Consider the following 14224-nt stretch of genomic DNA (forward strand, 5'->3'; position numbering starts at 1 on the left):
GCGGATGACTTCGGCTTCGGGCACCGACGTATGCGGAGTTGCCGACTCCTGCCCTCGGTGGTCGAGTGCCGACGGAGCTTGCGACGTCGGTGTATCCCCTCGGTGGTCGAGTGCCGACGGAGCTTGCGACGTCGGTGTATCGAGACCCCGTGAGGTGTCATGCCAACTCCATTGAGCGCGTTGACATCTCGTCTCACCAGGTCTCGATACACTTCCTCGGCTAGCGCCTCGGAAGCACTCGACCACCGAAGCGGGTTGTTCTCGGCGGATATTCGAGCACTCACCACCCGCGGATCTATCGCTGGGCGACCTGCGTCGGCACGATCGGTGAGGGCAGATCGGTCGACCCCGTGAGGTAGCGGTCGGCCGCGGCCGCGGCGGAGCGGCCTTCGGCAATCGCCCACACGATCAGCGACTGGCCGCGCCCGGCGTCCCCGGCGACGAACACGCCGGGCACCGTCGAGGAGAAGTCGTCGTCGCGCTTGACGTTGCCGCGGCCGTCGTATTCGACGCCGAGCTTGTCGAGCAGGTCGCCGCGCTCGGGGCCGACGAATCCCATCGCGAGCAGCACCAGATCGGCCTCGAGGTCGAAGTCGCTGCCCTCGACCTTCTCGAACCGGCCGTTGACCATCTTCACCTCGTGGGCGCGCAGGCCGGCGACTTTGCCGTCGGAGCCGAGGAATTCCTCGGTGTTCACGCTGAACACGCGCTCGCCGCCCTCCTCGTGCGCCGAGGACACCCGGTACATGAGCGGGTAGGTCGGCCACGGCGTCGACGCGGCGCGCTCGCCCGGCGGTCGCGGCATGATCTCGAACTGGTGGACGATCTCGGCGCCCTGGCGCAACGACGTACCGAGGCAGTCGGCTCCGGTGTCACCGCCGCCGATGATGACGACCTTCTTGCCCTTGGCGGTGATCTGGCCCTCGACCGTCTCGCCGAACTGCACGCGGTTCGCCTGCGGCAGGAACTCCATCGCCTGGTGAATGCCGTCGAGTTCGCGGCCCGGGATCGGCAGGTCGCGCCCGATCGTCGAGCCCACGGCCAGGATCACCGCGTCGAACTCGTCGCGCAGCTGCTCGACCGTCACGTCGACGCCGACGTTGACGCCGGGACGGAACACGGTGCCCTCGGCTTCCATCTGCTTGAGACGGCGGTCGATGTAGTGCTTCTCCATCTTGAACTCGGGGATGCCGTAGCGCAGCAGCCCGCCGATCCGGTCGGCGCGCTCGAACAGCGTCACCGCGTGTCCGGCGCGGGTGAGCTGCTGGGCGGCGGCCAGGCCGGCCGGTCCGGACCCGACGACGGCCACCGACTTGCCGGTCCGTACGGTCGGCGGAACCGGCTCCACCCCGGTGGTCTCGAAGGCGTTCTCGATCAGCTCGACCTCGACCTGCTTGATGGTGACCGCCGGCTGGTTGATGCCGAGCACACACGACGACTCACACGGCGCCGGGCACAGCCGCCCGGTGAACTCCGGGAAGTTGTTGGTCGCGTGCAGCCGCTCGATGCCTTCGTGCCAGCGGTCGCGGTAGACGAGGTCGTTCCACTCCGGAATCAGGTTCCCCAGCGGGCACCCGTTGTGGCAGAACGGCACACCGCAGTCCATGCAGCGGCTCGCCTGCGTGCGCAGGGTGTCTTTGTCGAAGTCGGTGTAGACCTCTTTCCAGTCGAGCAGTCGCAGCTCGACGGGACGTCGCTCCGGGAGCTCACGCTCGGTGTGCTTGAGGAATCCGCGCGTGTCAGCCATTTGCCGCCTCCATGATCGCGTCGTTGACATCGCGGCCGTCGCGCTCGGCGGCCTCGATGGCGAGTAGGACCCGCTTGTAGTCCCGGGGCATCACCTTGCGGAAGTGGACGCGCTGGGCGTCGAAATCCGCGAGGATCGCAGCGGCGACCGGCGAACCGGTCTCGTCGCGGTAGTCCGCGACCGTCGCCGCGAGGAAGGCGACGTCGTCGTCGCCCAACTGCTCGATGTCCACCAGTTCGGGATTGAGGTTCTCGACCAGACGGTTGTCCGGGTCGTAGAAGTAGGCGATACCGCCCGACATGCCGGCAGCAACGTTGCGGCCGGTGGCGCCGAGCACGATCACCCGGCCACCGGTCATGTACTCGCACGCGTGGTCCCCGACGCCCTCGACGACGGCGGTGATGCCGGAGTTGCGGACGCAGAACCGCTCGCCGACGATGCCTCGCAGGTAGACGGTGCCCGAGGTACCGCCGAAGCCGATGACGTTGCCGGCGATGATGTTGTTCTCGGCGACGTAGTCGTCGGGCATCGTTTCGGTGGGGCGCACGACGATGCGCCCGCCCGACAGTCCCTTGCCGACGAAGTCGTTGGCATCGCCCTGCAGCCGCATCGTGATGCCGCTGGGCAGGAAGGCGCCGAAACTGTTGCCCGCCGACCCGGTGAACGCGATCTGAATCGTGTTGTCGGGCAGGCCGTGCGCGCCGTGCGCCTTGGTGACCTCGTGACCGAGCATCGTCCCGACCGTGCGGTTGACGTTGCTGATCCCCATCGAGACCGAGACCGGGGTCGCGGTGTCGATCGCCTCCCGGCACTGGGCGATGAGTTCCTGGTCGAGCGCCTTGTCCAGCGCGTGGTCCTGGCGGCCCGAGCAGTAGCGGTCCTGGTTCATGAACGGCGATTCGGGCTCGGCCAGAATCGGGCTCAGGTCCAGCTTGCCCGCCTTCGAGTTCTGCCAGTGCGCCAGCGCCTTGGAGGTGTCGAGGGCCTCCACCTGCCCGACCGCCTCCTGCAGGGTGCGGAAGCCCAGGCGCGCGAGCAGTTCGCGCACCTCCTCGGCGACGTAGAGCATGAAGTTCTCGACGAACTCCGGCTTACCGGTGAAGCGCTCGCGCAGCAGCGGGTTCTGCGTTGCGACGCCCACCGGGCACGTGTCGAGGTGGCAGACGCGCATCATGATGCAGCCGGAGACGACCAGCGGAGCGGTCGCGAAACCGAATTCCTCGCCGCCGAGCAGCGCGGCGATGACCACGTCGCGCCCGGTCTTGAGCTGACCGTCGACCTGCACGACGATGCGGTCGCGCAATCCGTTGAGGAGCAGCGTCTGCTGGGTTTCGGCCAGCCCGATCTCCCACGGCGCGCCGGCGTGCTTGAGCGACGTCAGCGGGCTCGCCCCGGTGCCGCCGTCGTGACCGGAGATCAGCACGACGTCGGCGTGCGCCTTGGAGACGCCCGCCGCGACCGTGCCGACGCCCAGCTCGGAGACGAGCTTCACGTGGATGCGCGCCTCGGGGTTGGCGTTCTTCAGGTCGTGGATCAGCTGTGCGAGATCCTCGATCGAATAGATGTCGTGGTGCGGCGGCGGCGAGATGAGCCCGACGCCCGGCGTCGAACCGCGCACCTCGGCCACCCACGGGTACACCTTGTGCGGCGGCAGCTGGCCGCCCTCACCCGGCTTGGCGCCCTGGGCCATCTTGATCTGGATATCGGTGCAGTTGCTCAGGTAGTGGCTGGTCACGCCGAAGCGGCCCGACGCCACCTGCTTGATCGCCGACCGGCGCCAGTCGCCGTTCTCGTCGCGGCTGAAGCGCCGCGGATCCTCGCCGCCCTCACCGGAGTTCGAGCGGCCGCCGAGCCGGTTCATCGCGATCGCGAGCGTCTCGTGGGCCTCCGCCGAGATCGAGCCGTAGCTCATCGCGCCGGTGGAGAACCGCTTGACGATCTCGCTCGCCGGCTCGACCTTGTCGATCGGGATCGGGTCGCGGTCGCCGAACTTGAAGTCGAACAGCCCGCGCAGCGTGCCGAGCCGTCGCGACTGGTCGTCGACGAGCGCGGTGTACTCCTTGAAGACGTCGTACTGGCCGGTGCGGGTGGAGTGCTGCAGCTTGAACACCGTTTCCGGGTTGAACAGGTGGTACTCGCCCTCGCGGCGCCACTGGTACTCGCCGCCGACCTCCAGCTCGCGGTGGGCCCACTCCGCCGGCCGGTCGAGGAAGGCCAGGTGGTGACGCGCGGCCACCTCCTCGGCGATCTCGTCAAGCCCGATACCGTCGAGCTGGCTGTTGCACCCGGTGAAGAACTCGTCGCAGGTCTCCTGGCTCAGCCCGATGACCTGGAACAACTGGGCGCCGTTGTACGACGGGACGGTCGAGATGCCCATCTTGCTCATCACCTTGAGCACGCCCTTGCCCGCGGCCTTGATGTAGTTCGCGCGGGCGGTGGCGAAGTCCGACGCGTGATCGCCGGTCGCGCCGTTGATCACGCCGGATTCCAGCATGTCCTCGATCGACTCGAAGGCCATGTACGGGTTGATCGCCGACGCGCCGAAGCCGATCAGCAGCGCCATGTGGTGCACTTCGCGGGCGTCGCCGGATTCGACGACGAGGCTCGCCCGGCTGCGCGTCTTCTCCCGCACCATGTGGTGGTGGACGGCAGACGTCAGCAGCAGCGACGGGATCGGCGCGAGCGTCTCATCCGATTCGCGGTCGGACAGGATGATCAGGCGGGCGCCGTCGGAGATCGCCGCCGACACCTTCGCGCGCACCTCGTCGAGGGCGCGACGCAGTCCGGCGCCGCCCTCGGCGACGGGGTAGAGGCCGTGGATGTGGACCGACGGGAACCCGGTCTTCTCACCGTCGATCGTGATGAGGCGGCGCAGGTCGTCGTTGTCGATGATCGGGCTGGGCAGCACGATCTGCTTCGCCGATTCCGGCGTCGGGTGCAGCAGGTCGCGCTCGCCGCCGATCCGCTGTCCGAGGCTGGTCACGACCTCCTCGCGGATGGCGTCCAGCGGCGGGTTGGTGACCTGGGCGAACAGTTGCTGGAAGTAGTCGAACAGCAGTCGCGAGCGCGCCGAGAGAACCGCCACCGGGGTGTCGGTGCCCATCGACCCGATCGCCTCCGCGCCGGTCGCAGCCATCGGCTTGACGAGGATGTTCAGATCTTCGTTGGTGTAGCCGAACAACTGCTGCCGGTGGGCGACCCGCTTGTGCGACATGTGGATGTGCTCGGGCGCGGGCAGATCGGTGATGTTGATCTGGTTGTCGGCCAGCCACTGCGCGTACGGGTGCTCGGCGGCCAGTTCGTCCTTGATCTCGACGTCGTCGACGATCCGGCCCTGCGCGGTGTCGACGAGGAACATCTTGCCCGGCTGGAGTCGCAGCTTCTGCACGACGTCGGCGTGGTCGATGTCGAGGACGCCGACCTCGGACCCGAGGACGACCAGACCGTCCTTGGTCACCCAGATGCGCGAGGGGCGCAGACCGTTACGGTCGAGCACGGCGCCGATGACGGTGCCGTCGGTGAAGCACACCGAGGCCGGCCCGTCCCAGGCCTCCATGAGCGCCGAGTGGTACTCGTAGAACGCGCGGTGCTCGGGCTTCATCGACTCGTGGCGCTCCCACGCCTCGGGAATCATCATCAAGACCGCGTGCGGGAGGCTGCGGCCGCCCAGGTGCAGCAGCTCGAGCGCCTCGTCGAAGCGCGCGGTGTCCGACGCCCCCGGCGTACAGACGGGGAAGATCCGGTCGGCCACGGTGTCGTCGCCGCTCTCGCCACCGAAGTGCGACATGTCGATGAGCGCCTCGCGTGCGCGCATCCAGTTCTCGTTGCCGTTGACGGTGTTGATCTCACCGTTGTGGGCGACGCGGCGGTACGGGTGGGCCAGCGGCCAGCTCGGGAAGGTGTTGGTGGAGAACCGCGAGTGCACCAGGCCGAGGGCCGAGACGACGCGGTCGTCCTGCAGGTCGAGGTAGAAGCCGCGCAGCTGCGGGGTCGTCAGCATGCCCTTGTAGACGAAAGTGCGCCCCGACAGGCTCGGGAAGTACACGGTGCCCGACGCCTCGGCGCCCTGCCCCGCTCCCTTGTTGCCGAGCTCGTGCTCGACGCGCTTGCGCACGATGTAGGCCTTGCGCTCGAGGTCGTCGCCGCTCGCGCCGGCGATGAACACCTGCCGGAAGGTCGGCATGGCGTCACGAGCCAAGGCGCCGATCGAGGAGTCGTCGATGGGGACGTCGCGCCACCCGAGCACCGTCAAGCCCTCGGACTCGACGATCTTGTCGACGCCTTCGACGGCGTTCTTCGCGTCGCCGCTGCCCTGCGGGAGGAAAGCGAGGCCGGTGGCGTAGGCCCCCTCTTCGGGGAGGTCGAAGTCCACGACGTCGCGGAAGAAGGCGTCGGGGGTCTGGATCAGGATGCCCGCGCCGTCACCGGTGTTCGGCTCGGCGCCGGCCGCGCCTCGGTGTTCGAGGTTGACCAGTGCGGTGATCGCCTTCTCGACGATGTCGCGGCTCTTGCGGCCGTGCATGTCGACGACGAACGCGACGCCGCATGCGTCGTGTTCGTTGGCTGGATCGTAGAGACCGATGGGTCCCGGAGCATGCTGCATGGTCGCCCCTTGCACTCGAACGGTGCGCGACGCTGAGCACCCCAAACAATTGGACTGTGGGTGAGTTCCCGCCGCGGGCTGCGCGGCGGTGGCCAGCGTCGTTGCTGACGATTCAGATGTTCAGCCATTCTCCCACGCGATTGCCCACGACGGGAAATCGGATTCGGCGACGATTAGGTTTCGTATCCATGACCTGCATGTTTCGTCGAAAATTCACAGGTATTTCGCGGTTCCGCCGCCGATCGACACACCGATCGCGCTAGCTGGCGGCTAACACAACCCGCCAAGTTACCCAAGCACTTGCTCGGCAGGCGCTACAGTCAGAATTTGTGAGCGTGAATACTGGCGCCCCGGGCGCCCGCGGTTCGCTTCGGGCCCGCGCCATCAACGGATCGTTGACCCGCGTCGCCAACCCGACGTTCAACATCACCAAACTAGGATCGCCGCAGATGGTCCGGGCGCTGCGCCCGATGGTGAACCAGGCGCTGAACCTGGCGAGCCCGGTCCCGACCGGCACGCTGACCGAAACCGTGCGCAGTCGCGCCGGGGGCGGCGAGGTCCGCGGTGAATGGGTGTGGGGTCCCGGCGTCGGGCAGCGCCGTGTCGCCGACACCGGGGTCATCTACTACCTGCACGGGTCCGGATACGTGATCTGCAGCCCGCGCACCCACCGGGGCCTGGTCTCCCGGCTCTCGCGCCGCACCGATCGCGTCGCCTTCTCCCTGGACTACCGTCTGGCACCCCGACACCAGTTCCCCGCGGCGGGCGACGACACCGTGCGGGGATACGAGTGGCTGCTCGACCAGGGCTACCGCGCGGAGAACATCGTCGTCGCCGGCGACTCGGCTGGCGGTCATCTGGCGATGGACCTGCTGGCGAGCAACCAGGCGGCGTCGCGGCCGCAGCCCCGGGCGATGGTGCTGTTCTCCCCGCTGATGGATCCGACCTTCGGCCTGGCGATGGCGCGCGAAGCGCGCGGACTCAAGGATCCGATCATCACCGCGAGGGCCGGACAGCACTTCTTGAACATGTACACCGGCGGACAACCGGCCGATCATCCGCGGATGACGGTGCGGCTGCGCCCGACCGGTGACCTTCCGCCGACGCTCATCCAGGTCGGGGCGCGCGAGGTGATGGCCGACGACGCCCACTTCCTGCACGCCGCTCTGGTCGCGGCCGGCGCCGACTCTCAACTGCAGGCGTGGCCCGACCAAGGGCACGTTTTCCAGATGTTCCCGATGCTCACCCCCGAATCCCGTCACGCCGTAAGTGAAGCAGCGAGATTCCTTCGTTCGGTAGCATGAACCCACCGGCGACCGCGGACCTCAAACCCTGCCTCGGCGCCACAACAAAGGAGACCCCGTGTCTGAACTTGATGACCTGTTGAAGTCCATTCCGGTCGGCGACATCGCCTCGAAGCTCGGCGTCGACGAGTCGACGGCCGGTGCCGCGGTCGCACAGGCCGTGCCGACCCTGCTGGCCGGACTGCAGGCCCACGCCGAGACCGACGGTCCGGCGCCGGAGGACCTGACCAAGGCGGCCGACGACGGCGACGGCGACGGCGTGGTCAAGGGCCTGTTCGGCGACAAGACCGACGACGTGGCGAAGGCCGCGGCCGGCCAGGCACCGGCCGGTGTCAACTCTGATCTGATCAAGAAGGTCATGCCAATGCTGGCCCCGCTGGTCATCGCCTTCGTAACGCAGAAGCTCATGAGCGGGCAGGGTGGCGGCCAGCAGCAGCAGGCCGGCGGCGCGGGCGGCGCACTGGGCCAGATCCTGGGTGGTGCGCTCGGCGGTGGCGGCGGCGCAGGCGGTGCCGGTGGCCTGGGCAGCATCCTGGGCAGCGTCCTCGGTGGCGGTGGCGGCCAGCAGCAGGCCGGCGGCGCAGGCGGCGCACTCGGCAGCATCCTGGGTGGCATCCTCGGCGGCAAGAAGTAGTCGCCGACCTTCGTTCCGACCAAACGGCCGTCGCGTTCCTGACCGAACGCGGCGGCCGTTGGTATTAGGCTGCGATAGTGCGTCGCGTCTTCCTCTCCTTCCTGGTCGCCCTCCTCACGGCGATCGGGCTGCTGCTCCCCGTGCCACTGGGGCTGACCGGCGACGACGGCAGCGGATCCACCGACCCGGTGCGGATCAGCAACTACGAGGCCGTCTACACCGTCGACGACAAGGGCACCCTGCATGCCGAAGAGAAGCTGACCACCGAGTTCCCCTTCGGGCGCCACGGCATCTTCCGGTACTTCGACGTCGCGGACTCGTCCAACCCGCGCGTGCGCTACATGCCCAAGGACCTCCGGGTGACCATGGACGGTCACCCCGAGCCGTTCACCACTCAGTGGGAGCGCGGCAAACGCTTCCACGTCGCCAAGATCGGGTCGGCCGACCGCTACGTCGACAGCGGCACCCACGTCTACACACTCACCTACACGATCAACGGGGTGCTCGAACCGGCGAACTCCCGGCCCGGCGACGGCGAGGTCACCTCCAGCTGGGGTGATCGCGAGAAGGCACGGTTCCGGTGGCGCGTCGTCTCCGACGGGTGGTCGATGCCGATCGAGGCGTCGAAGGTGACGGTCCGGCTGCCCGCCAAGACGACCAACTACTCGTGCGCCACCAGCAACAACGATCCCTGCACCGACCGCGCGGCCGACCCGCAGACCATCGAGGTGACGACGGGCCGACTCGGCTCGCACAACGGCGTCGCGGTGCTCGCCGACCTGGACATGGCACCGCCGAAGCGCACGACCGTGCCGTGGTCGGTCCGCCTCGACCCCGTGCTCGGGCGATCGTTGCCGCTCGTCATCCTGATCCTGCTGGTGTCGGCGATCGGCTTGGGAATCGGGCTGTTCTGGACGTGGCGCAGTCGCGAGGAGATCCCGCTGCTGCCGGTCATGTTCGAACCGCCGACCGACCCGCGCACCAACACGACGCTCTCCCCGGTGCAGACCTACTACGTCACCAGGGAGACGTCGCCGGTCAAGGGTCTGACCGCCACGCTGCTGTTCCTGGCCGAGCAGAAACTCGTACACATCGTGCGTGAGGACAACGGCGATTTCACCGTCGTCTCCGACGCCGACGCCCAGCGGTGGTCGCAGGCCGATCCCGTCAGTCAGGCCGTCGGCCGCAAACTCGGCATCACCGACACCGGACGGACGTTCAAGGCCGACGGCTCGGTCGACGCGGGCGAGAAACTCCAGGGGGCGCAGTCCTCGGTCACCGAGGCGGTGAAGATCTGGGGTGTGCAGTCCGGCGCCATCACCCGCAGCGCGTTCGAGACGATCGGCCGGACGCTGGTCGGCCTCGGCTTAATCCTCTGCGGCGTCCTCTTCCTGTTCAAGCTGTACCCATTCTCGCTAGTCGTGCTGCCGTTGGCCGCCTTCGTGATCGGCGGGATCGGGCTCATGCTGCCCGGCGTCGGCACCCGCCGCACCCTGCTCGGCCGCGACATCTGGTCGCGCGCGGGCGGTTTCGAGCGGTTGCTGTCGACGCCGTCGAACAAGGAGCGGCTGGACTTCAGCGCGCGCAAGGACCTGTACACGTCGTTCATCCCGTACGCGGTCGCCTTCGGCGCGGCCGCGGCCTGGGCCAACAAGTACCGCATGGCGATGGGCACCGAGCCCCCGACACCTTCATGGATCGTCACCCCCCACGGCGCTCCGGTGTCGGCGATGCTGCTCTCCGGACCCGGCGGGATCGACAGTTTCGAGTCGAGCCTCTCGTCGTCGATCTCGGCGTACACCGCCAGCCAGGCGTCGTCGAGCAGCAGCGGCGGAGGCTTCTCCGGCGGGGGCTTCTCCGGGGGCGGCGGAGGCGGCGGTGGCGGCGGCTCCTGGTAAGCCCGACACCTCGCCTCATCAGGCAGTAATCTCAAACCCGAGACCCGACGAAAGGCAACGGACGTGACTATCGGCGCGATCGTTTTGATCATCCTCGTGGTACTGATCGGCGCACTCGTGCTGTTCGGCATCACCGGCTTCAACAAGCTGCGCAAGGCCGACATCGCCGCCCAGGAGGCGCTCGGCGGCATCGATGTCCAGCTCACCCGACGGGCCGACCTGATCCCGAACCTGGTGAACACCGTGAAGGGCTATGCCGCTCACGAGAGCGGCGTCTTCGAAGAGGTCGCGCGGGCCCGCGGCGCGGTCGCGCAGGCGGCGCAGAACGGCACGGTCGAGCAGAAGGCCGCGGCCGATCAGGGCCTGACCGGTGCGTTGGGCCGACTGTTCGCCGTCGCCGAGAACTACCCCGACCTCAAGGCGTCGACGAACTTCATCCAGCTGCAGAACGAACTCAGCGACACCGAGAACAAGCTGAGCTTCGCCCGGCAGTTCTACAACGACGCGGTGTCCCGCCTCAACCAGCTGGTCCAGACGATTCCGTGGATGTTCTTCGGCGGCATTGCCGGGGTGAAGGCGCGCGACTTCTACCAGGCACCCGAAGGCCAGCAGGCCCCGCCGCAGGTCCAGTTCTAGCCGCCGACTGGGCACCCCACCCACGCCGACTGGGCACCTCACCTGTGCCGAGTGGGCACCTGGGCGCTAAGAATCCGAGCTTGAATAGCGCACGCGCAGCCAGCCGTAGAGCCAGGTGCTCACGAGCAACGCGATGATCGACCCGACCGCCGGCCAGAGCCACACGTTGTTCAACGAGTTGCGAACGGCCATCACCACCCACGCGAGCACGGTCAGCACGGTCGCGATCGTTGCCAACACACGCACGACGAGCACAAGCGTCGCCGCTGCCGACCATGCGGCATCCGCCGCCTTTTCCGGTGTCATAGCCTCACCCTAACCCGCGTTCAGCCAGCGCTCCGGGTCATAGATGCTGGATTCCTGCCGTCCACTCGGCCTAGGCGAGGTGCCCACTCGGCGTGGGTGAGGTGCCCACTCGGCGTGGGTCAGGTGCCCACTCGACGGGGGTGAGGTGCCCACTCGGCAGGGGTGAGGTGCCCACTCGGCAGGGGTGAGGTGCCCACTCGGCGTGGGTCAGGTGCCCACTCGGCGTTTCAGGGGCCGAGTCTGGCGAGGTCGGCGATGGTGTCGGCCTCGGCCGGCGTCTTGTCCGGCCGATAGCGGATCACTCGGGCGAAGCGCAGCGCTAGCCCGCCCGGGTAACGCGAACTGCGCTGGACGCCATCGACCGCGACCTCGACGACGAGCTCGGGGCGCAGGTAGACGGTGTGCTGGTCGCGCTCTACCTCGTGCTTCGGAAACTCTTCGGTCTGCCATTGCAGCAGCTTGTCGGTCATCCCCTTGAAGGTCTTGCCCACCATGATCGGCGGCCCGTCATCGGGATCACGGGCGCCCAGGTGGATGTTCGACAGCCATCCGCGTCGCCGGCCGGACCCCCATTCGGCGGCCAGCACCACCAGATCGAAGGTGTGGACCGGTTTGATCTTCTGCCACGACCTTCCTCGCCGCCCCGCGGCATACAGTCCGTCGGGCGACTTCACCATCACGCCCTCGTGCCCGGCGGCGACCGACGACTCGAAGAAGGTCCGGACCTCCCGAGCATCGTGTACCTCGCGGCTGGGTATCCGCAGACCCGAGGCGACCGACTCGAGCGCGGCGAGGCGCGCGTGCAGCGGTTCGTCGATCAGATCCCGACCGTCGAGGTGCAGACAATCGAAGAAATAGGGCCGGAGCGCGCCGTCAGAACCGAAACCGCTCATCGTCTCCTGGAACGGCCTCGGCTTTCCGTCTTCGGTGATGGCGAGGGTCTCGCCGTCGAGAATGATTGTGCGGCAAGGTAATTTGCCGACGAGCCGTACGACCTCCGGCACGGCGCCGGTGATCTCCCGCAGGGAGCGGGTGAAGACGGCGATCTCGGAGCCGTCGCGGTGGACCTGGATGCGCGCCCCGTCGTACTTGGCGTCGACGACGACCCGCGGGCCCAGTTCCTCCCACGCCGCGTCGACCGACTCGGCGGGTGTCGCCAGCATCGGCGCGACCGGCCGCCCGACGACCATGGTCACTTCGGCCAGCGCTTCGGCACCGCCGACGGCGGCCAGGAGTGCCGTCTGCGGCAGCGACCCGGTCAGCATGACCGCGCGCCGTACCTCGTCCTTGCCGATTCCGGTCGCCACGGCGACCGCGTCGGTGACGACTCCCGCCAGCGCGCCCTGCCTGATCTCGCCCGACAGCAGCCCGCGCAGGAAGCGCTGTTCGGTATCGGTGGCCGCCCCGAACAATCCGACGATGAGGTCGCTGCGGGCGCGCGCCATCCCGGGACCGCGCAGCTCGGAGATACGGGTGAAGGTCTCGTCGACGCCGGCGACGGTGAGGACGGACTCGGCGGACGCCGCCTGATCGCTGAGGTTGCGCAGACTCGCCCAACCGACCCCGATGCGCCCCTGCGGCAACTCCCCCGACAGCCACGACGTCACCGTCGCGATCTCGTCGGCGTCCGCCCGGCGCAGCAACTCGGCGATCGCCGCCGTCTTCTCGGTGCGCGAACGGGTGGCGCCGACGCGCTCGGACGTCGCGACGACTTCGGCCAGCGGCAGCGCACTCATGTCACAACCGGGTCAGCTCCACGTCGCGCGTCTCCGGGGCGAGGATCAGCGCGACGAGCGTGATGGCGCCCGCGATGGCCAGATAGATACCGACCGCCCCGACGCCGTGACTCGCCGCGAGCGCGGTCGCGATGAACGGCGCGACCGCGGCACCGAGGATGGAGGCGACGTTGTACGAGATGCCCGAGCCGGTGTAGCGGACGTTGGTCGGGAAGAGTTCGGGCAGCACGGCGCTCATCGGCCCGAACGTGAGCCCCATCAACGTCATGCCGACGATCAGGAAGCCCAGCATCGTGGCCTCGGAGGCGACGTCGGGGCCGATCACCTGGTTGAAGGTGAAGCCGAAGGCGATGATGCCGATCGTGATGGCGATCAACACCGGCTTGCGGCCCATCCGGTCGGCGAGCCGGCCGGAGACGGGGATGAACGCCGCGAAGAACAGCACCGCGATCAGTTGCAGCTCGATGAATCTGGTCGGCGCGATCGCGAGATTCGTCGTGTGTTCGGCCGTGGACTTCTGGGTCCCGTACGAGCTGGCCCACGCGGTCATCAGGTAGAAGAGCGTGTAGGTGGCCAGCATGATGAAGGTGCCCAGGATCAGCGGCCGCCACGAAGTGCGCAATACCGCGGCCAGCGGAGTGCGGACCTTCTCCCCCGCCTCGACCGCCGCGGTGAAGACGGGCGTCTCGGCGAGCCGGAGGCGCACGTAGAGGCCGACGATGACCATGACCGCGCTCGCCAGGAAGGGCACGCGCCAGCCCCAGACGTAGAACGGGTGGTCGGCCGGCGAGGAGTTCTTGTCGAACCCCATGCCCACCATCATCGCCAGATAGACGCCGTTGGCGAGCAGGAACCCGAGCGGCGCGCCCAACTGGGGCCACATGGCCGCCCAGCCGCGCTTGCCCTCCTCCGCGGTCTCCGTCGCCAGCAGCGCGGCCCCGGACCACTCGCCGCCCAGCCCGACTCCCTGGCAGAAGCGCAGCAATGCCAGCAGGATCGGCGCGACGTAGCCGATGGCCTCGAAGGTCGGGAGCAGACCGATGACGAAGGTCGCGATTCCCATGGTGAGCAGCGAGCCGACCAATGTCGCCTTGCGCCCGATGCGGTCGCCGAAGTGCCCGAACAGGACCGACCCGACGGGCCGCGCGACGAACGCGACGCCGAACACCGCGAAGGAAGCCAGGAGGCTGGCGGTCTGGTTGCCCGACGGGAAGAACAGCTTGGGGAAGACGAAGACCGCGGCCGTCGCGTAGATGTAGAAGTCGAAGAATTCGATGGTGGTGCCGACCATCGACGCGACGACGATCCGTCGACGCGGAACCTGCTGGATCTCAGTCACCGACAGGACAATACCGGCCCG

9 protein-coding genes are annotated in these 14224 nt (G+C 68.2%); 4 read left to right on the top strand and 5 right to left on the bottom strand.

All coding sequences use genetic code 11. The features are described from left to right. Positions 1 to 295: 295 nt before the first annotated feature. A complete protein-coding gene (locus tag GOARA_RS08705) occupies positions 296 to 1747 on the bottom strand; it encodes a glutamate synthase subunit beta (RefSeq protein WP_007321977.1) in 1452 nt (483 codons plus the stop codon). After that, positions 1740 to 6350 (bottom strand): glutamate synthase large subunit, encoded by a 4611-nt coding sequence (gene gltB, locus GOARA_RS08710; protein ID WP_007321978.1) that lies wholly within the window; start codon positions 6348 to 6350, stop codon positions 1740 to 1742. Before gltB ends, GOARA_RS08705 begins: the two co-directional genes overlap by 8 nt. Before the next feature lie 329 nt (positions 6351 to 6679). On the opposite strand from gltB, the gene GOARA_RS08715 reads away from it, so the two are divergent. The 4 genes from GOARA_RS08715 to GOARA_RS08730 all read left to right on the top strand — a co-directional run bounded on the left by GOARA_RS08715 (position 6680) and on the right by GOARA_RS08730 (position 10822). Beyond that, a complete protein-coding gene (locus GOARA_RS08715; RefSeq protein WP_007321979.1) occupies positions 6680 to 7654 on the top strand; it encodes an alpha/beta hydrolase in 975 nt (324 codons plus the stop codon). A 58-nt stretch (positions 7655 to 7712) separates the two neighbouring features. Then, positions 7713 to 8288, top strand: coding sequence for a DUF937 domain-containing protein (locus GOARA_RS08720; RefSeq protein WP_007321980.1), 576 nt, complete (start codon positions 7713 to 7715; stop codon positions 8286 to 8288). Positions 8289 to 8365: 77 nt separating this feature from the next. Beyond that, a complete protein-coding gene (locus tag GOARA_RS08725; protein ID WP_007321981.1) occupies positions 8366 to 10186 on the top strand; it encodes a DUF2207 domain-containing protein in 1821 nt (606 codons plus the stop codon). A 63-nt stretch (positions 10187 to 10249) separates the two neighbouring features. Further along, positions 10250 to 10822 carry a LemA family protein gene (locus GOARA_RS08730; RefSeq protein WP_007321982.1) on the top strand — a complete coding sequence of 191 codons (573 nt, stop codon included), beginning with the start codon at positions 10250 to 10252 and terminating at the stop codon, positions 10820 to 10822. A 66-nt stretch (positions 10823 to 10888) separates the two neighbouring features. Here the strand turns inward: GOARA_RS08730 and GOARA_RS08735 are convergent, their stop codons facing one another. From GOARA_RS08735 to GOARA_RS08745, 3 genes are all read right to left on the bottom strand, one after another. Continuing rightward, a complete protein-coding gene (locus GOARA_RS08735; protein WP_007321983.1) occupies positions 10889 to 11128 on the bottom strand; it encodes a hypothetical protein in 240 nt (79 codons plus the stop codon). Between the two features lie 227 nt (positions 11129 to 11355). After that, positions 11356 to 12855, bottom strand: a complete 1500-nt coding sequence (locus GOARA_RS08740) for an ATP-dependent DNA ligase (protein WP_040522405.1) — start codon at positions 12853 to 12855, stop codon at positions 11356 to 11358. A gap of 10 nt (positions 12856 to 12865) precedes the next feature. Next, positions 12866 to 14155 carry an MFS transporter gene (locus GOARA_RS08745; RefSeq protein ID WP_083834833.1) on the bottom strand — a complete coding sequence of 430 codons (1290 nt, stop codon included), beginning with the start codon at positions 14153 to 14155 and terminating at the stop codon, positions 12866 to 12868. Positions 14156 to 14224: the final 69 nt, after the last annotated feature.

This window comes from Gordonia araii NBRC 100433 (assembly GCF_000241265.1).
Lineage (GTDB): Bacteria > Actinomycetota > Actinomycetes > Mycobacteriales > Mycobacteriaceae > Gordonia > Gordonia araii.

Bases quoted from the DNA above. Each gene is read 5' to 3' on its own strand.
- GOARA_RS08745 (WP_083834833.1), bottom strand. From the start codon at position 14,155: ATGGTCGGCACCACCATCGAATTCTTCGACTTCTACATCTACGCGACG.
- gltB (WP_007321978.1), bottom strand. From the start codon at position 6,350: ATGCAGCATGCTCCGGGACCCATCGGTCTCTACGATCCAGCCAACGAA.
- GOARA_RS08735 (WP_007321983.1), bottom strand. From the start codon at position 11,128: ATGACACCGGAAAAGGCGGCGGATGCCGCATGGTCGGCAGCGGCGACG.
- GOARA_RS08705 (WP_007321977.1), bottom strand. From the start codon at position 1,747: ATGGCTGACACGCGCGGATTCCTCAAGCACACCGAGCGTGAGCTCCCG.